At 71.3% G+C, this 16,596-nt stretch carries 17 protein-coding genes; 7 read left to right on the forward strand and 10 right to left on the reverse strand.

Annotation, left to right across the window (positions count from 1 at the left end):
* Positions 1 to 20: 20 nt before the first annotated feature.
* The 5 genes from H3C53_03415 to H3C53_03435 are packed head-to-tail and all read right to left on the reverse strand — an operon-like array spanning position 21 to position 4,612.
* The gene (locus H3C53_03415; protein MBW7915724.1) at positions 21 to 1,088 is read right to left on the reverse strand and encodes a M42 family metallopeptidase; all 1,068 of its coding nucleotides are present in this window, start codon (positions 1,086 to 1,088) and stop codon (positions 21 to 23) included.
* Between the two features lie 10 nt (positions 1,089 to 1,098).
* Positions 1,099 to 2,112: an alpha/beta hydrolase gene (locus tag H3C53_03420; protein ID MBW7915725.1), complete on the reverse strand. Its 1,014-nt coding sequence runs from the start codon at positions 2,110 to 2,112 to the stop codon at positions 1,099 to 1,101.
* 60 nt (positions 2,113 to 2,172) lie between these two features.
* Complete coding sequence (locus H3C53_03425) at positions 2,173 to 2,991, reverse strand: enoyl-CoA hydratase/isomerase family protein (GenBank protein ID MBW7915726.1); 819 nt, start codon at positions 2,989 to 2,991, stop codon at positions 2,173 to 2,175.
* A 41-nt stretch (positions 2,992 to 3,032) separates the two neighbouring features.
* Positions 3,033 to 3,872 carry a 3-hydroxybutyryl-CoA dehydrogenase gene (locus H3C53_03430; protein ID MBW7915727.1) on the reverse strand — a complete coding sequence of 280 codons (840 nt, stop codon included), beginning with the start codon at positions 3,870 to 3,872 and terminating at the stop codon, positions 3,033 to 3,035.
* A complete protein-coding gene (locus tag H3C53_03435; protein ID MBW7915728.1) occupies positions 3,869 to 4,612 on the reverse strand; it encodes a purine-nucleoside phosphorylase in 744 nt (247 codons plus the stop codon). The genes H3C53_03430 and H3C53_03435 overlap by 4 nt, the downstream gene beginning before the upstream one ends.
* A gap of 75 nt (positions 4,613 to 4,687) precedes the next feature.
* Between H3C53_03435 and H3C53_03440 the strand changes: the two genes are divergently transcribed.
* From H3C53_03440 to H3C53_03465, 6 genes are read left to right on the forward strand one after another with little or no spacing between them, the layout of a single operon-like run.
* Positions 4,688 to 5,080, forward strand: a complete 393-nt coding sequence (locus H3C53_03440; GenBank protein MBW7915729.1) for a hypothetical protein — start codon at positions 4,688 to 4,690, stop codon at positions 5,078 to 5,080.
* On the forward strand, positions 5,077 to 5,475 hold the full coding sequence (locus H3C53_03445; protein MBW7915730.1) for a roadblock/LC7 domain-containing protein: 399 nt from the start codon (positions 5,077 to 5,079) through the stop codon (positions 5,473 to 5,475). The genes H3C53_03440 and H3C53_03445 overlap by 4 nt, the downstream gene beginning before the upstream one ends.
* A gap of 51 nt (positions 5,476 to 5,526) precedes the next feature.
* Complete coding sequence (locus H3C53_03450) at positions 5,527 to 5,829, forward strand: DUF3467 domain-containing protein (GenBank protein MBW7915731.1); 303 nt, start codon at positions 5,527 to 5,529, stop codon at positions 5,827 to 5,829.
* Between the two features lie 55 nt (positions 5,830 to 5,884).
* On the forward strand, positions 5,885 to 6,517 hold the full coding sequence (locus tag H3C53_03455) for a DsbA family protein (protein ID MBW7915732.1): 633 nt from the start codon (positions 5,885 to 5,887) through the stop codon (positions 6,515 to 6,517).
* A 49-nt stretch (positions 6,518 to 6,566) separates the two neighbouring features.
* Positions 6,567 to 7,334, forward strand: a complete 768-nt coding sequence (locus H3C53_03460) for a serine/threonine-protein phosphatase (GenBank protein MBW7915733.1) — start codon at positions 6,567 to 6,569, stop codon at positions 7,332 to 7,334.
* Positions 7,331 to 9,382, forward strand: a complete 2,052-nt coding sequence (locus H3C53_03465; protein MBW7915734.1) for a protein kinase — start codon at positions 7,331 to 7,333, stop codon at positions 9,380 to 9,382. Before H3C53_03460 ends, H3C53_03465 begins: the two co-directional genes overlap by 4 nt.
* 49 nt (positions 9,383 to 9,431) lie before the next feature.
* On the opposite strand, the gene H3C53_03470 is transcribed toward H3C53_03465, so the two are convergent.
* The 5 genes from H3C53_03470 to nth all read right to left on the reverse strand — a co-directional run bounded on the left by H3C53_03470 (position 9,432) and on the right by nth (position 15,213).
* Positions 9,432 to 10,064, reverse strand: coding sequence for a site-2 protease family protein (locus H3C53_03470; GenBank protein MBW7915735.1), 633 nt, complete (start codon positions 10,062 to 10,064; stop codon positions 9,432 to 9,434).
* 4 nt (positions 10,065 to 10,068) lie between these two features.
* Positions 10,069 to 12,615, reverse strand: a complete 2,547-nt coding sequence (locus H3C53_03475) for a CBS domain-containing protein (GenBank protein MBW7915736.1) — start codon at positions 12,613 to 12,615, stop codon at positions 10,069 to 10,071.
* A gap of 65 nt (positions 12,616 to 12,680) precedes the next feature.
* Positions 12,681 to 13,283 (reverse strand): hypothetical protein, encoded by a 603-nt coding sequence (locus tag H3C53_03480; protein ID MBW7915737.1) that lies wholly within the window; start codon positions 13,281 to 13,283, stop codon positions 12,681 to 12,683.
* A gap of 86 nt (positions 13,284 to 13,369) precedes the next feature.
* The gene (gene ypdA, locus H3C53_03485; protein ID MBW7915738.1) at positions 13,370 to 14,434 is read right to left on the reverse strand and encodes a YpdA family putative bacillithiol disulfide reductase; all 1,065 of its coding nucleotides are present in this window, start codon (positions 14,432 to 14,434) and stop codon (positions 13,370 to 13,372) included.
* A 119-nt stretch (positions 14,435 to 14,553) separates the two neighbouring features.
* Positions 14,554 to 15,213 (reverse strand): endonuclease III, encoded by a 660-nt coding sequence (gene nth, locus H3C53_03490; GenBank protein ID MBW7915739.1) that lies wholly within the window; start codon positions 15,211 to 15,213, stop codon positions 14,554 to 14,556.
* 157 nt (positions 15,214 to 15,370) lie between these two features.
* Between nth and H3C53_03495 the strand changes: the two genes are divergently transcribed.
* Positions 15,371 to 16,596 (forward strand): type II secretion system F family protein (locus H3C53_03495; GenBank protein MBW7915740.1); only part of this gene is annotated, 1,226 nt, incomplete at its 3' end.

Consider the following 16,596-nt stretch of genomic DNA (forward strand, 5'->3'; position numbering starts at 1 on the left):
GCGCCCGCGCGACGGGGCGGTCATGGTCGGTCGTGACCGCCGTTCGGGTTCGGTCCGCCCTCGCGGACGAACGCGGTCAGCAGCGTGACGGCGCCGTCCAGGTCGGACTTGGAGACCATCTCGGTGACGGTGTGGACGTAGCGCGACGGGGTCGAGATCGTGAAGGCCGGGGCGCCCGCACGCCCGCGCTGCAGTGCGGCCGCGTCGTTGCCGCCGAGCGGCAGCACCTCGAGCTGGTAGCGGACGCCGTGGCGCTCGGCCAGGTCGATGAAGTGGTCGAGGAGCCAGCGGGTGCTGATGATGCTCGAGTCCATGACCTTGAGCGCCGTGCCCGCGCCGAGCTGGGTGACGCGCAGGTGCTCGCCGATCTCGGGCGTGTCGACCGCAAGGGTCGTGTCGAGGGCGATGCCGAAATCGGGTTCCACCGCGTAGGCGCCCGTCTGGGCGCCGCGGAGGCCCACCTCCTCCTGCGTGGTGAACACGGCGTAGAGGTCCGAGTTCATGTCGGAGCCTTGCAGGCGCTTGATGGTCTCGATCAGGATCCAGCAGCCGGTGCGGTCGTCGAGGGCCTTGCCGGTGACCACGTCGCCCAGGTCCTCGAACTGCTGCCGCAGCGTGATCATGTCGCCCACGCGCACCTTGGCCTTGACCTGCTCGCCGCTCAGGCCGAGGTCGACGTAGAACTGATCGAGGGTGGGGACCTTGGTGCGCTCCTCGGGCGTGCTGATGTGGATCGGCTTGCCCGCCGGGTTCATGACGCCCAGTAGCGTCTCGCCGGAGATGGAGGCGTGCACGTGCACCTGGCGCGCGAAGAGGTTGCGGGGGTCGAAGCCGCCGAGCTGCTGGACCCTGACGAACCCCTTGTCGTCGACGTGGCGCACGAGGAAACCGATCTCGTCCATGTGCGCCGCGACCATGACCTTCCGGGCGCCTTCCCTGCCACTCCGCTTGACGGCCGTCAGGTTCCCCATGGCGTCGACCGACAGCTCGTCGACCAGCCCGGCCAGCTCGGCGCGGACGATGGCGCGCACCTGTTCCTCGCGCCCGGGGACCCCCGGCGCCTCCGACAGTCGTCTAAGCAGATCCATGCCGGCGAGTCTACCGTGCTGGTAGCGCGCCGGAGCGCAGCCACGCGGTGGTCACGTCGACGAACTGCTGCGGGCACTCCTCCTGCGGCAGGTCGCCGCACTCCTGAAGCTGCACCAGCGTCGCGTGCGGGAGCTCCGCGGCCAGCCGCTCCGATTCCGCGAGCGGGACGCTGCCGGGCGCGGCGCCGGCGAGGACCAACGTGGGCGTCGTGACGTCCGCGACCCTGCCGGCCAGGCTCGCCGGCGCCCCCACGCGCGAGACCTGCCACAGCGCCTCGTCCCAGCCGTCCACCGTGGTGCCGACGGCGCGCGCGGCGCGCTGCGCGGGCGTGATGGCCGTCGGGTCGAACCAGGCGCCCTCGTACATCTGCGTGCCAGGTGGGCCCGCGACCTGGCGCATGAGCGCGGGGCCGATCCGGCGCATCTGCGGCGTGGCGAGCAGCCAGCCGGGCGCGCCCCGCCCCTGGCCGAGGAGGTAGGCGGGGGTGCCAACGAGCACGAGGCCGGACACCAGCTCGGGGTGCCTCGACGCCAGTTCCAGCGCCAGCACGCCGCCCGAGTTGACCCCCACCACCACGACCCGACCCGGGGGCAGGCGCTCGAGCAGCGCCACCGTCTGGGCGACCTGCGCGTCCTGCGAGTACGGGTTGGTCCCCGGCGCGAAGTCCGCCGGCAGGGGCCTCCCGGCGAGGCCGAAGCCGGGTCGGTCGAAGGCCATCACGGCGCCGAGCTGCGCAAGTCCGGCGGTGACGGCGTCGAACGAGAACGCGTTCGAGGCGTAGCCGTGCAGTAGCACGAACGTGAGGGGCGCCTCGCCGGCCCCGGCGTACGGGGTGTCGAGGGTGTAGAGGTCGACGCCCTCGGCCCGCACGAGCCGTCCGTTCGGCCGGGCGGCGCGCGCCACGGCGGCGGGGAGCGGGACGGTGTCCGGGGGCGGGGAGATGGGCACCACGAGCGGCACCACCACGACGCTCACCACGAGCAGCAGGATGATGGCGAGCGAGACCTTGATGCGGAACGGCATGGCACCCACTCTACGCGGGTGCCGCGGCCGGGGCGGGCCGGCGCGCTGCCGCCGACGCGCTCAGCTGTCGGACCAGTCCGGGGCGCGCTTCTCGAGGAAGGCGCTCGTGCCCTCCCGCATGTCGGCAGTGGTGGCGACGAGTCCGAACAGGTCGGCCTCTATCTCGAGACCCTGTTCGAGGGTGACGTCCAGGCCGCGCACGACGGCCTCCTTGGCGAGCCCCAGGGCGATGGGGGCGTTCCTCGCCGCCTGACGCGCGAGCTCGAGCGCGGCGGCGAGGGCGTCGTCCGCCACGCGGTTGACGAGCCCCAGCTGCAGGGCCTCCTCCGCCGACACGTGGCGACCCGTGAGGATGAGGTCGAGCGCCCTGCCGAGGCCGATGAGGCGAGGGAGGCGCTGCGTGCCGCCGAAGCCCGGGATGAGGCCGAGCCCGACCTCGGGCAGCCCCAAGCGCGCGCCTGGCGCCGCCACCCGTAGGTCGGCCGCCAGCGCCAGCTCGAGCCCGCCGCCGAGCGCGAACCCGTTGATGGCGGCGACGGTCGGGAAGGGGAGCGCGGCGAGGGAGTCGGTGACGTCCTGGCCGCTAAGCGAGGTGTCGCGGCCGGCGAAGGCGTCGCCGAGGTCGCGCAGCGCGCCGATGTCGGCGCCGGCGACGAAGGCGCGACCGGCTCCCGTGATGACGAGGGCGCGCACGGCGCCGTCGGAGCCCGCCAGGTCGAAGGCCGTTCCTAGCTCGACGAGCACCTCTTGATTCAGGGCGTTCAGGGCGGCCTGGCGGTCAACCGTCACGACGGCGACCTCGCCGTCGAGCGCGTAGCGGATGTGCTCGAACGCGAACTCCTCGTTGTCTTCGGGCGTTGCGTGGCGGTCGTCACTCATGTTCCCTACTCCTGTCAGCTGGGCGCGGCCGGGGCGCGCGCTCAGTAGTTGTAGAAACCTTCGCCGCTCTTGCGGCCGAGGCGGCCGGCCCTCACGAGCTGCCGCAGGACGGGCGCGACGCGGAACTTGGGGTCGCCGAACTCGCTGAGGAGCGATTCCGTGGCGGCGAGGCAGACGTCGAGCCCGACCAGGTCGGCGAGCGCGAGCGGTCCGATGGGCATGTTGGCGCCCAGCTTCATGGCCTTGTCGATGTCCTCGGCGCTGGCGACCCCCTCCGCGAGGGCGTGGGCGGCGTCGTTGATGTAGGGGACGAGCAGCCGGTTGACGATGAAGCCGGGCTTGTCCTCGCACACGATGGGCGTCTTGCCTATGCCCTCGGCGAAGGCGCGGGCCTGCTCCACCGTCTCCTCCCGCGACCTGAGGCCGCGCACGACCTCCACCAGCGCCATCATGGGAACCGGGTTGAAGAAGTGCATGCCGCAGAAACGTTCCGGCCGACCGCTGAACTCGGCGATGGCCGTGACGGAGAGGCTCGAGGTGTTGGTGGCGAGGAGGGCGCCGTCGGAGGTGACGGCCGCGAGCTGGCCCCACACCTCGCGCTTGACCTCGAGCGACTCGAACACCGCCTCGATGACCACCCCGGCGCTCTCGAGCCCGCTGATCCCGTGCCGGAACTCGACGCGCGTGACCGTCTCGACAGCGGCGTCCTCGCCTATCGACTCCTTCTTGACCATGCGCGCGAGGCTGCTCCTGATGGCGGCGTCGGCGCGCTGGAGCGCCTCGTGGCTCGTGTCGAGGAGCACGACGTCGTGGCCGGCCAGCGCGCACGTCTGCGCGATGCCCGAACCCATGGTGCCGGCCCCGATGACGGCAACGTTCATGCGCGGCTCCCTTCGCCTCGCGCCTTGGCGGCGGCGAGGTCGGTGGTGGCGTCGAGCGACGCCCTGATCATGTCCAAGATGGCGGCGTCCAACACCTCGGGAGCCACGAAGGTGGCGTCCCCGATGCGGTTGCTGGCCACCAGCATGCAGCCGGTGCTGACGCCACGCAGCTTGCCGAGCAGGAAGAGCGCCGAGGCCTCCATCTCGAGCGCCAGCACGCCCTTGGCGGCGAGGGCGGGCACGGAGCCGGGCGAGGTGGCGTAGAAGGCGTCCTCAGTCTGGATGAGCCCCACGTGCGTGGCGGGGCGTAGGCGCCTGGCGGCGGCGGCCAGCGCCGCCGTCACCTCGAAGTCGGGCACGGCGCTGTACGGGTCTGCGCCGAGGTACTGACGCGTGGTGCCGTCGTTGGCGACGCTGCCGCTTGCGACGATCAGGTCGCCCGGCTCGATGGCCGCGTCGACCACCCCGCTCGTGCCGATGCGCACGAGCGTCTTCGCGCCGAGGCGCACGAGTTCCTCCACGACGATGGCCAGGCTGGGACAACCCATGCCGGTGGCCTGCACGCTCACGCGGGTGCCGCGGTAGGTGCCCGTGTAGCCGTAGAGGTGGCGGTAGGAGTTGTAACGCTCGGCCCCCTCGAGGAAGGTGTCGGCCACCAACGTGGCGCGGTCTGGATCGCCGGGTAGGAGGACGATGGGGGCGATGGCGCCCTCTGGCGCGCGCACGTGGAGCTGTGTCATCGGCGCCAGGATACCAAGCGGGGCGTATGAACCGCCGCACGCCGCCCACCGCGCCCGGGTGCTAGAGTGCCGCCGATGACCGACCTCGAGGACATCCTCGCGAGCCTGTGGGCACAACTGCCCGGGTGCAAGGTGGTGGCCGTGGCCGGCATGGACGGCCTCCTGGTCGAACGCCACCCGAGCGACGCTCAGGCGGCGGAACTCGGTTCCGCGCCCGACGAGGCGGCGCTCGAGCACGTCGCGGCCGACCTCACCACGGTCCTTACCCTGGTGGGCGGCGAGATGAGCCGGCAGCTCGGGGCGGCCGTGGACGAGCTCGTCGCGCTCGGCGCCAGCGGGGGTTACCTCGCGCGGCGCATAGACCCGGAACTCTTCCTGTTCGTGATCGTGGGCGCGTCCGCCGACCTCGGCTCCGTGAGACGCGAGGCGGCCGACGTGTGCGGCCGCCTGGCGGGCGCCTTCGCGTGACGGCGCAACCGGACCCGGTGCAGGAGCTGCTCGACGAGCTCCTGGCCGTGCGCGGCGCCACCGTGGCCGCCCTGGTCGACGGTGCGGGGGACCTGCTCGCCAGCCGCGCCCACGACGATGACGCCCTGGAACGCGCCTCCGCCCTGTTGACGAGCGCGCTGGCCGCCGCCACGGCGCTGGGCGGACTCCTGCCGGACGACGGCGGTGGGCCGCGGCCCAAGCAGGTGATGGTGAACCTCGACACGGGGCCCCTGCTCTTCGTCCCGCTAAGTGGCAGCGACCGGGTGGTCGTCGTGGCGGTGCGCGACGACGCGGACCTGGGCAGGGCGCGCCTGGCGGTCAAGGGTCGCCTGCGGCGGTTCGAGGAACTGACGGCGGGCGCCGCGCGCGCCTGAGCGGCGTTCGCCCGCTGGGCGTCGCCCCGCGCTCGGCGGGTAGCCTGGGGCATGAACCCACTCAAGTTCGAGATCGACAAGGAGACGGCGCGGGGCCGGCCCACGAACGGTGCCGTCATCGCGCACACGCCCGACGAGTTCCTGCTCGACTTCGTGTTGGTGGTGCCCGGCCAGCAGCCGGTCGTGACGTCCCGGCTCGTCACCAGCCCGCGTCACGCCAAGGCGCTGCTGCGGAGCCTCGAGGACAACTTGGCCCGCTACGAGGCGAGGTTCGGCCCCATACCCGAGCCGCCCCAACGCGACGACGCCGCGGCGCGGGCGCCCGGCGACGACGGCGGAACCGACTCCAACTGACGCGCCTGTGTCTTCCACTACCCGGCGGCGCCGGAGCCGATGATGTAGTGACGCCATGCGCGAACGCGTCACCGTCTACTTCGACTACGTCTGCCCGTTCTCGTGGCGCGCCGCGGAGCTCATCGCCCTGATAGAGAAGCCACTTGGGCTGGAGGTCGCCTGGGAGCACTTCTCGCTGTTCCAGAGCGAACACGCGCGCGTCGCGGGGGAGAACGGTGGCGCCTGGCAGCTCTGGAACGAGCCGCTGGACCGCGCCGACAAGAGCGGCTGCAAGGGCCTGCTGCCGTTCCTCGCGTCACTGGCGGCCCGCAAGCAGGGGCCCGAGGCGCACGACGCCTACCGTCTGGCGTTGCAGCGCGCCAACCACCTGCGTTACCAACCGTTCGACTTCGCGACCGTCACCGGCGTCGCGCGCCAGGTGGGCCTCGACCTGGCGCGCTTCGAGCACGAGCTGGCGAACCCGGAGGGCCGCACCGCACTGGCCGTGGAGCACATGAGAGCGGCCGCGCAGGACGTGTTCGGCACCCCCACCCTCGTGTTCCCTGGCGGGCAGACGGCCTACCTGCGGCTGCAGCAGGTCCCGAGCGGGGTGGAGGAGGCGGTGGGGCTATTCACCGACGTCAGGCGCATGCTCGAGCGCTACCCGTACCTGCAGACGGTGAGGCGGCCACGCGCCAAGGGCAACTGAGCAGCGGCTAGCGCGGCCAAGGCGCGCCGCCACAATGTAGACTCGGGGTGTGCGGCTCGGTCACAACGTGGGCCACGGCTCGGACGTGGGTCGTGTGCGGCCATTCAACGAGGACTTCCACCGTGTCTGGAGCTTCCCGCTCGACGGCGGTGATCTCACGTTGCTGGCGGTCGCGGACGGCATGGGCGGCGCGGCGGCCGGCGAGGTCGCGAGCAAGCTCGCCACCGAGGTGCTCGACGAGTCGTTCTCCCGCTACGTCGAGGAGCTGCGGGCCCACCGGCCCGTGGTGGGGGTCGGCAGCCTCATCGACAAGGCCATGCGGCTCGCCAACCGGCGCGTGTACGCCGCGGCCATCAAGCAACCGAACCGGCGCGGAATGGGTAGCACGCTCACGTGCGTGGCCATCCTGAAGGGGCGCGCCTACCTGGGTCACGTGGGCGATTCGCGCGCCTTCCTGGTGCGCGGCAGCAAGATCTACCAGTTGACCAAGGACCACTCGTGGGTGGAGGAGCAGCTCGAGAAGGGCCTCCTGAACGAGGAGGAGGCCGAGAGCCACGAGTGGCGCAACCTGATCACGCGCGTGCTCGGCACGCGGCCGCAGGTGGCGCCCGACGTGATCGAGCTGGCCATCGAGCCTGGCGACGTGCTCGTGCTCTCCACCGACGGGCTGCACGGCCTGGTCAAGCCGGAGGAGATACTCGCCGAGATCAGGTCGAACTCCGACCGGCAGTTGAACGTGGAGATGCTCATCGCCCTTGCCAACGAGCGTGGCGGGCCGGATAACATCACGACAGTCGTGTTCGGGGTGGAGCCATGATCGTCTTGTGGGTCGTCGGGGCGCTCCTGCTCGCCCTGCTGCTGCGCGCCCCCGCCTGGCTGCTCGGGGCGCTCCTGTCGCTCGCCGTCCTCCTCACCGTGGCCGTGCTGTGGCTGGGCGGGGCGGAGCGCGCCATGGCGCCGCTGATCCTCTCAGCGCTGGCGCTCGGCCTCCTCGTGCCGGCGACCGTGCAGGTCGCCAAGAGCAGCCGGGTCGCACCGGCCAGCCGCAGGCGCCGGCAGGTCGGCGAGGCGCGCGCCGCCACGAGCGGGTCCTCGCCGCAGTTCGACGCGGCCGACGTGCCCGGCTACACGCTGCTAGAGAAGGTCGGTTCGGGCGGCATGGCCAGCGTGTACCGCGCCAAGCGCCTGTCGGACGGTCAGGTGGTGGCGCTCAAGATCCCCATGGAGCAGTACGTCGCCGACGCCAAGTTCATCAGGCGCTTCCACCGGGAGGCGGAGGTGGCGCAGCGCCTGAACCACAAGAACATCGTGAGCACCTTCGAGCACGGCGCCGTGGGCGTGCAGCACTACATGGTCATGGAGTTCGTCGACGGGCGCTCGCTCGAGGGGTACATCGAGGCGCACGAGCTCGACATCCCGCTGTCGGTGGAGATCATGCAGCTCGTCGTGCGCGCGCTGCAGCACATCCACTCCGCCGGGATCATCCACCGCGACATCAAGCCTGCCAACGTGATGATCACCCGCGGCGGCATCAGGCCAGCGGACGGCAAGGACGGCAGCCGCCTCAGGCCCGACGCGGTCAAGCTCATGGACTTCGGCATCGCTGGCGGCAAGGTGCTGTCGCGCCTCACCATGACGGGCGCGCGCGTCGGCACCCCCGTCTACATGTCGCCGGAGCAGGCGCGCGGACTCAAGATCGACCACCGCTCGGACATCTACTCCCTCGGGCTGGTGTTCTACGAGATGCTCACCGGCCAGACCGCCTTCAAGGGCGGGTACGAGGCCATCGTCCACCAGCAGATCTTCCAGACCCCGCCGCCGCCGAGGCAGGTGGAGTTGCGGGTGCCCAAGGCCCTCGATCAGCTGGTGATGCGGATGATCGCCAAGGACCCCGACGACCGGCCCACCCTCGACGAGGTGTACGACACGCTGCAGAGCGTCGACCTGGAGGTCGACGAGTCGGGCAGCCTGCCCACGCGCCTCGTCGTGACGGTCTCGGCGCGCCAGGGCGTGTTGCGGATCCTCGATCCCGAGGGCAACCTGCACAGCTCCGTGGGCGACATCGGGGTGGGCGAGGGGAACTTCTCGGCGGCGCCACTGTCGGTGGGCGTGGACTCGGGCGGCGACCTGTTCGCGGCGATCTTCGAGTACCGGGTGGGCCAGCAGAGCCACAAGATGATCCACAAGCTGGCGCCGGACGGCAGCGTGAAGCTTTCCTTCGGCGCCTACGGCATGCAACCGGGCGAGTTCCTCTACCCGGTGGCGCTGGCGGTGGCGCCCGACGACACGGTGTACGTCCTCGACAGCGAGACTCACCTGGTGTCGCGCTTCACCAACGACGGGCGTTACCTCGCCAGCTTCGGGGGGCCGGGCAAGGGGCACGGGACGTTCAACGACCCGCGCGACCTGGCCGTCGACCTGAAGGGGAACGTATACGTGCTGGATTACGGCAACCGTCAGGTGCAGCGCTTGGGCGAAGACGGTGAGTACCAGACGCGCTGGGCGTTCAAGGTGTCGGCCGAGCAACCCGGCCTGCGCCTGCTAGACGGCATGGCGGTCGACGCCGATTGCAACGTGTACATCTCCGACGCGGGCGCCAGCAAGGTCCGCAAGGTCACGGCCGACGGCCGCGTGGGCGTCTCGTTCGCCCTCGACGCACGCCAGGGCGAGGTCACGGACACGCTCGTCGACCTGGGCGTCGACGACTCGGGTTACCTGTACGCGGGGCGCCGCGGCGGTCACCTCATCAGGAAGTTCGATCCGGCGGGTCGGCTGCTCGAGACCTTCGAGACGTACGCCCCGCTCGTGCAGATGATGGTCGACGTGAGGGAACGCAGCGCGCCGCTCGTCGACACGGCGAGTTGACGGACTAGGACGCGGTCACGGGGGCCGCCGCCGCCGGCGGCCGGGCGCGTCAGAGCCCGGGGATCAGGCCGATGATGCGGGAGAACAGCAGCTCGAAGAACCGCATGAGTCGCGGGATGACGCCGGTGGCGCTCAGCACGAAGAAGAAGACCATGAAGCCGAGCACGCCGAACTGCGCCACCTGCATGATGACGCGGCGCACGTCGGGGTGACCCCACGCCAGGGCGGCCCGCCCCATGTCGAGCGGCAGTAGCGGGAAGAGGTTCACCACCGCGTGCAGGAGCGAGTAGCTGGCGGCCACCTCGAAGGCGAGGTCGAGCACTGGGCTGTTGAGCGAGCGGAAGAGGGCGGCGAGGAGGAGGCTCACGAAGGCGACGACAAGGTAGGCGCCGATGCCGGCGAGCCACACCCACGCCTCCGCCCTGCCGCGGCCGCGGTAGTTGCGGGAGTTGACGGGAACCGACCTGGGCCACCCGAAGCCGAGCAGCAGCAGGAACAGGACCCCGAACGGGTCGAGCTGGCGTTGCGGCTCGAAGGCGGCGAAGCCGGCCAGGCGCGGGCTGCGGTCGCCCAACCGCTCGGCCACGAGCGCCTGCACGATGTTGTGGAAGATCAGCGCCATCAGCATGACGATGGCTGCGATGACCAGGATGCTGGGTTGGCTGATGAGCCTCAAGAACATCGCGTCACTCCAGACCGCCGGCGTGGCGTTCGGCGCTCACCAAACGCCTCGCAAGGTCGAGTTCCTCTTCGAAGGTCGAAACCCGGTGCTCGGCGCGGGCGCGGGCGACTTCGTCCAGCACGTGCCCGATGCGGGGTCCCGGCCGCAGGCCCAAGGCTACCACATCGCTTCCACGCAGCTTCCGGCGGGGCGGGGCGGTCTCGAGCCGTTCGAGGCGCAGAGCCAGCTCCGGGTCGATGGCGCGCAGCAGCCAGCGGGCGGCCGGGTCGAGGGCCTCGAGTTCCTCGTCGCGCAGCGCCTCCGGCCTGCCCTGGTGCGTGGGGCGGAGGGCAGGCCGAAGCACGCGCAGTACCCGCTCCACGCTCACGAGGTGGCGCCTGGGCCAGTTGAACTCGTCCACGTGCGCCTGCAGCTCCGCCTCGTCGACGCCGACCATGAGGCCGAGGAGGTACGCCTCGCTCGGAACCGGTCCGGCCTCGCGCAGGGCGTCGAGGGCCGTGGCCAGTGCGAGCGGGTCGAGCAGGCCCGTGGCGCGCGGCAGCCCGAACATCGCCTCGAGGGCGTGCAGCTCCGTCAGGACGGTCAGCGCCGGCGCGACCCGCGGCTCGTCGAGGGTCAGCTCCAGTTCGGCCCGTAGCCGGGAGCGACTCACGTTGCCGAGGAAGCGCGGGTCGAGGGCGGCGTTCGCCTGCGCGAGCGTGCCGCGCTCGAAGCGGAAGCCCAACCTGCCGGCGAGCCGGGCGCCGCGCAGGATGCGGGTGGGGTCCTCGACGAACGAGAGCGGGTGCAGCACGCGCAACTGGCGCGCCTCCAGGTCGGCGGCGCCCCCGAACGGGTCGATCAGTTGGTGGGGGAGGGGCTGGAGCCTCAGCGCCAGGGCGTTCACGCTGAAGTCGCGGCGCGCCAGGTCCTTGCGCAGCGAACTCGGGGTGACGGCGGGGAGCACGCCCGGTCTGGCGTAGGTCTCCTCGCGGGCCGTGGCGAGGTCGAGCATGACGCCGCCGTCGAGGGCGAGCGTGCAGGTGCCGAAGTCGACGTGGCAAGACAGCGTGCCGCCCAGCCGCGCCTGAAGCCGCATGCCGAAGCTCTCGGCGCTCTCGCCCTCGACGACGAGGTCGACGTCCTTGACGCCCGCGCCGAGGAGGAGGTCGCGGACGGTGCCGCCCACCAGGTAGAGCGGCATGGCGCCGGCGGTGGCCGCCGCCTCGTCGAGCACCCGCTTCACGCTGTTCGGCAGGCGCGGCAGCAGCCGGGCGGCGAGGTCGTCGGTCGTGTCCGACCGGTGCCGCGCGCCGATCAGGTCCGTGCGCGTGACGATGCCGACGAGGCGGCCGTCATCGACGACGGGTATGCGCCCGATGTTGTGGGCGAGGACGAGCGCCTCCAGCTCCGGGAGGGTGGCGCCGGGCGGCGCGCTGACGACCTCGCGGGTCATGAACCCGCTGACCTGCGAGTCGGCCAGGCCGAGGCGGACGGCGCGGTCGAGGTCGCGGCGCGACACGACGCCGAGTACCTGGCCCGAGTCGTCGAGGACGGGCATCCCGTTGTGCCCGAACGTCAGCAGCTTGCTGCTCGCCTCCGCCACGGTGGTGTGCTGCGTGACGGTGCGCACGGGCGTCGTCATGAGCTCGCGCGCCGTGAGGGCGGGGGTGGCGTGATGTGCGAGCGCGGCCGTCACCCGCTGCAGGGCCGCCTCGGGCGGTTCGTCGGTCTTGCCGAAGGCGGCGCCGGGGTGGCCCGCCCCGCCTATCGCCTCCTCGAGGGCGGCAGCGCAGTCGAAGCGCTCGTTGCTGCGCGCGAACACGAGCGTCCGGGCGTCCATGCGCACCGCGGCCACGGCGGCGTCCGCGCCGTAGAGGTCGAGGAGGTCGTTGACGGTCGCGCTCACGCCACCGACGTAAGGGTGCGTGAAGGCTGCCACCGCCACGGGGCGCCGCGCCACCCGCTCGAGCCGCGCGTTCGCGAGGAGCGCGTCGCGGAAGGCGCTCTGGGCGGCGTCAAGGCTGGTGTGTGCGAAGCGGCGCACCACCTGCAAGTTCGCGCCGGCGGCGAGGAGGTGGGCAGCGGCGCGGTAGTCGTCGGCGCGGGTCTGGTCGAAGGTCAGGTTGCCGGTGTCCTCGTGGATGGCCAGGAGGGCGAGGGTGGCGACGGGCGGGGGGATGACGATGGCGGTCGCCATCAGCTCGCGGGTGAGGAGGCTGGCGGTGGCGCCGATGCGCTCGCTGATGCCGCGCGCCGCGGCGATGCTCCCGGGCCCCTGCGGGTGGTGGTCGTAGAGCGTGACCGGCACGCGCCCGAGCAGGGCGTCGAACGGGCGGATGCGCTTGGGGTCGTTCGTGTCGACGACGATGAGCTCCTCGACGGCGCCCTGGTCCACCTGATCCGCGGGGGTGAGGTCGAGCTCGTCGCGGTAGAGGCGCAGGAAGGCGCCGATCTGCCGGCTGAGCGCGCCCTGGATGGTCGCGGTGGAGCCGGGGTAGAGGAGCTTCGCGAGCGCCAGGCTGGCCAGGGCGTCGAAGTCGGGCTGCTCGTGGGTGACTATCAGCCGCATCGGCCGCCGCCGAAGTCGGGGTTCGGTCGGCCCCGGCGCGGGCGCCTGCCTTCAGCCGTCACGCGTCAGCCGTGCTCCTGGTTCCGCCCTCGTGGCGGCGTGACCGCCGTGCCGGCCTGGGGCGGCGGCGGTGGCGACGGCTGCGGTGCGGTGCGGCCGTCGGGTGGGCGGCGGGAGTTGTTGAGGTAGAGCATGATGGCGCCGGCCACGATGAGGCCTATCGGGACGAGCCACCGCAGGAAGCCGCCGCGGCTCCCGAAGATGAGAAGTTCGAAGAAGAGCGCGAGAACGATGAAACCGATCAAGCCCCACACGGCGGTGCGGGTGCCCGCGCTGCGTTGGTGCGGGTTGTCGGTGAGGACGCCTTGCAGGTACGTGCCCACACCGGTGGCGGCGAGGATGAGGGTCCAGGCGTAGGCCCAGCCCTGCCAGTGGGAGATCAGCGTGAAGACGAGCAGCATGAGGCCGATCGTGGCGAGGATGGTGCCGGGGACGGCGAGAGCGGCGTTGGTGGCGGGCATGGTGAACGCCAGGAAGATGAGGACGGCGCCGGGGACGATGATGAAGAACGGCCATCCGACCTGCGCCAGGTTGAGAGCCGGGCCCAGCAGGAACAGCACGCCGAGCACGATGAGTCCGATGCCGATCAACAGGTCGCGCTGCTTCATGACGTCGACCTCCCGTGACGAGTCTAGCGCCCCGGCGGGGCGCGCGGAGTGACGACCCGCGGCGCCCCGCCGGCGCGGCGGGAGGCTCAGCTCCTGAGCGGGGCGTCGCGCCGCCCGGCCGCCGCCGGCCGGTCCTTGCGGGGGCCCGCCAGGCGACCGCTGATGGTGGCCAGGGCCATGCGGGCGTGGATCAGGCCGTTCTCGATGAACACGTCCGACGTGCGCGTGCCGCAGCCGGCCGAGCCGATCACGAACAGCCCGGGGACGTTGCTCTCGAACGTGGCGGGGTCGAGCGCGGCCGCGAGCGTGCCCTCGTCTACCCGCACGCCGGCGCCCCTCAGGAGTTCGGGTGGGGCGTAGTAACCCGTCAGGAGGAAGACGCGGTCGGCCGGGAGGCGCAGCTCCGCCCCGCCCTGGTCGACGACCACATCGTGGGGCGTGATGGTCTTGACGACGGTCCCGAAGTGGGCCGCGATGGAGCCCTCCTTCACGCGGTTCTCGAGGTTCGGGCGGATCCAGTACTTGAGACTGCGCCTGAAGTCGTGGCCGCGGTGGACGATGGTCACGAGAGCCCCGGCGCGGTGGAGGTCGAGGGCGGCGTCCGCGGCGCTCGAGCCAGCACCGACGATGACGACGCGACGCCCGAAGTGGGCGTGGCCCTCGTCGTAGTAGTGCGACACGTGTGGGAGGTCCTCGCCCGGCACGCCCAGCAGCTTCGGGGTGTCGAAGTAGCCGGTGGCGACCGCCACGTAGCGGGCGGTGGTCTCCTCGAGCGGCTCGCCCGCCCGGCGGCGCCACGCCTCGGCGGGCCGGCTGCGGAGCGTGAAACCGCCGCGACCGCCTGGGCGCGGCGCGGCGATGCCGACCACCTCCGTGAAGGTGGCCACGTCGAGCTCCTCGTTGGCCACGACCTTGCGGTAGTAGTCGATGGCCTCCTTGCGCGTAGGCTTGTCGGTGGCGGTGACGAGCGGGTGGCCGCCCACCTCGAGCCGCTCCGACGTGGTGAAGAAGAGCATGTTGGTCGGGTAGCGCCTGATGGCGTCGACGACGGCGCCCTTGTCGAAGAGCCGGCAGGTCAGGCCTGCTCGCTTGGCGAGGATGGCGGCCTCGATGCCGATGGGGCCCGCGCCGACGATCGCGAGGTCGATCATGTGGTCAACCTACCAGCCGCGCCGCGCCCGGGCGAGCGCTACCCGTACCCGTGCCTAGGCGTGCTGGGCGCCGACGCGGCTCACCGAGGGCCCCGGGCTCGGGCTCTGCCCGCCGCGCCTCACACTTTCCCGCACGAGGGGCAGTCGGCGCAGAGGGGGCAGTGCTCGCAGTCGGGTCGGCGCGCCGTGCACACGCGCCGACCGTGGAGGATCAGGGCGTGGTGAACGAAGATCCACTCGTCGCGCGGGAACGTCTTGGTGAGGTCGAGTTCCACCTTGTCAGGGTCCGTCTCCGTGGTGAAGCCGAGGCGACGCGCCACGCGGCCGACGTGCGTGTCGACGGCGATGGTCGGCACGCCGAAGGCGTTGGCCAGCACCACGTTCGCCGTCTTGCGCCCCACGCCCGGCAGCGCGATCAGCTCCGCCATGGTGCCAGGCACCTCCCCGCCGTGCCGCTCCACGAGCAGCCTGGCCGTCGCGACCGCGTTCTTGGCCTTCGTCCTGAATAGCCCGATGGTCTGGATGTAGGGCTCGACCTCTTCGGGGGTGGCGGTCGCGAGCGCAGCCGCGTCGGGGTAGGCGGCGAACAGGGCCGGCGTCGCCAGGTTGACGCTCACGTCGGTCGCCTGGGCGGAGAGCAGCGTGGCGATGAGGAGCTGGAACGACGAGCCGAACTCGAGCTCCGTCCGCGCGTCGGGGTATCGCCGCTTGAGCTCGCTCAGCACCCTCTGCGCCCGGGCGCGGCGCGCGCTGAGCGACTCCCGGCGTGAGGCGGCCATGTGGCGCATGCTACCGCTTGCGACAGTGTGCCGCTGGGCCCGGGGCTAAGTGACCTATCCACCAGCTCTACGCGCCCGCGCTCGGGTAGGCTGGGCGCGGCCCGGGTAGCGTCCTGAAGTGCAGACGGGGCGCGATCCGCGCGAGCTGGGAGGCAGGATGCCGGTTTTCGAGTACAAGGTCCGTGACCGGAGCGGCAAGGTGATCGCTGGCACCACGGAGGCGATCTCCGAGCGCGACGTGGCGTCGGCGCTCAGACAGAAGGGCTACTTCGTCACCGAGATCAAGGCCCCCAAGTCGGGCCTGTCGGCCGACATCAAGCTCCCGAAGTGGCTCGACTTCGGCAGCATCCCCACCGTGCGCGACATCACCATCTTCTCGCGCCAGTTCGCCACCGTCATCAACGCCGGCCTCCCCGTCGTGCAGAGCCTCGCCATCCTGCAACGGCAGGCGCCCAAGCAGGGCCTCAAGGACGCGCTGAAGCAGGTGCGCGAGGACGTCGAGACGGGCCAGCAGCTCTCCGACGCCCTCGCCAAGCACCCGCGCCTATTCAACAAGCTCTACATCTACCTGGTGCGCGCCGGCGAGGTGTCGGGCAACCTCGACGGGATCCTCGACCGCATCGCCGCGTACATGGAGAAGCAGGCCGCGCTCAGGGGCAAGATCAAGACGGCGCTCACCTACCCGACCGTCGTCCTCGTCATAGCTCTGGCCGTGACGTGGTTCCTGCTCACCGGCATCGTCCCGCAGTTCGCACAGATCCTCGACCAACTCGGCGGCGACCTGCCCGTCATCACCAAGGCGCTGATCGCCGTCTCCGACTTCCTCCGCTACCAGTGGTACGTGATGATCGGCCTGATCGTCGCCATCGTAGTCGGCCTCGGGCTCTTCTACCGGACCAAGAACGGCAGGCGAGTGATGGACGGCTTCACGCTGCGCATGCCCATCGTGGGCACGCTCGTGCAGAAGAGCGCCATCGCCAGCTTCTCCAACACGTTCGGGTTGCTGCTGCGCTCCGGCGTCAACATCATCGAGTCGATCGAGATCACCAAGGGCACGGCCGGCAACGCCATCATCGAGGACATCCTCGACGAGACGAAGGACAACGTCCAGCGCGGCGAGCAGATCAGCACCACCCTCATCAAGTACCCGGCGGTGTTCCCGCCCATGGTCTCGTCCATGATCTCCATCGGCGAGGAGACGGGCGCCGTGGATCACATGCTCGAGAAGGTGGCCGGGTTCTACGAACGCGAGGTCGACGAGGCCGTCGACAGCCTCACGGCCGCCCTCGAGCCCATGCTCATCGTGTTCCTCGGGATCATCGTCGGCTTCATAGTGGCCGGCATGTTCCTGCCGATGTTCTCGATCATCGGGCAGTTGAGCGG

The organism is Trueperaceae bacterium (assembly GCA_019454765.1).
Classification (GTDB): domain Bacteria; phylum Deinococcota; class Deinococci; order Deinococcales; family Trueperaceae; genus JAAYYF01.

Coding starts and splice junctions, on each gene's coding strand:
- H3C53_03415 (MBW7915724.1), bottom strand. CDS start 1,088: ATGGATCTGCTTAGACGACTGTCGGAGGCGCCGGGGGTCCCCGGGCGC.
- H3C53_03420 (MBW7915725.1), bottom strand. CDS start 2,112: ATGCCGTTCCGCATCAAGGTCTCGCTCGCCATCATCCTGCTGCTCGTG.
- H3C53_03425 (MBW7915726.1), bottom strand. CDS start 2,991: ATGAGTGACGACCGCCACGCAACGCCCGAAGACAACGAGGAGTTCGCG.
- H3C53_03430 (MBW7915727.1), bottom strand. CDS start 3,872: ATGAACGTTGCCGTCATCGGGGCCGGCACCATGGGTTCGGGCATCGCG.
- H3C53_03435 (MBW7915728.1), bottom strand. CDS start 4,612: ATGACACAGCTCCACGTGCGCGCGCCAGAGGGCGCCATCGCCCCCATC.
- H3C53_03440 (MBW7915729.1), top strand. CDS start 4,688: ATGACCGACCTCGAGGACATCCTCGCGAGCCTGTGGGCACAACTGCCC.
- H3C53_03450 (MBW7915731.1), top strand. CDS start 5,527: ATGAACCCACTCAAGTTCGAGATCGACAAGGAGACGGCGCGGGGCCGG.
- H3C53_03455 (MBW7915732.1), top strand. CDS start 5,885: ATGCGCGAACGCGTCACCGTCTACTTCGACTACGTCTGCCCGTTCTCG.
- H3C53_03465 (MBW7915734.1), top strand. CDS start 7,331: ATGATCGTCTTGTGGGTCGTCGGGGCGCTCCTGCTCGCCCTGCTGCTG.
- H3C53_03470 (MBW7915735.1), bottom strand. CDS start 10,064: ATGTTCTTGAGGCTCATCAGCCAACCCAGCATCCTGGTCATCGCAGCC.
- H3C53_03475 (MBW7915736.1), bottom strand. CDS start 12,615: ATGCGGCTGATAGTCACCCACGAGCAGCCCGACTTCGACGCCCTGGCC.
- H3C53_03480 (MBW7915737.1), bottom strand. CDS start 13,283: ATGAAGCAGCGCGACCTGTTGATCGGCATCGGACTCATCGTGCTCGGC.
- ypdA (MBW7915738.1), bottom strand. CDS start 14,434: ATGATCGACCTCGCGATCGTCGGCGCGGGCCCCATCGGCATCGAGGCC.
- nth (MBW7915739.1), bottom strand. CDS start 15,213: ATGGCCGCCTCACGCCGGGAGTCGCTCAGCGCGCGCCGCGCCCGGGCG.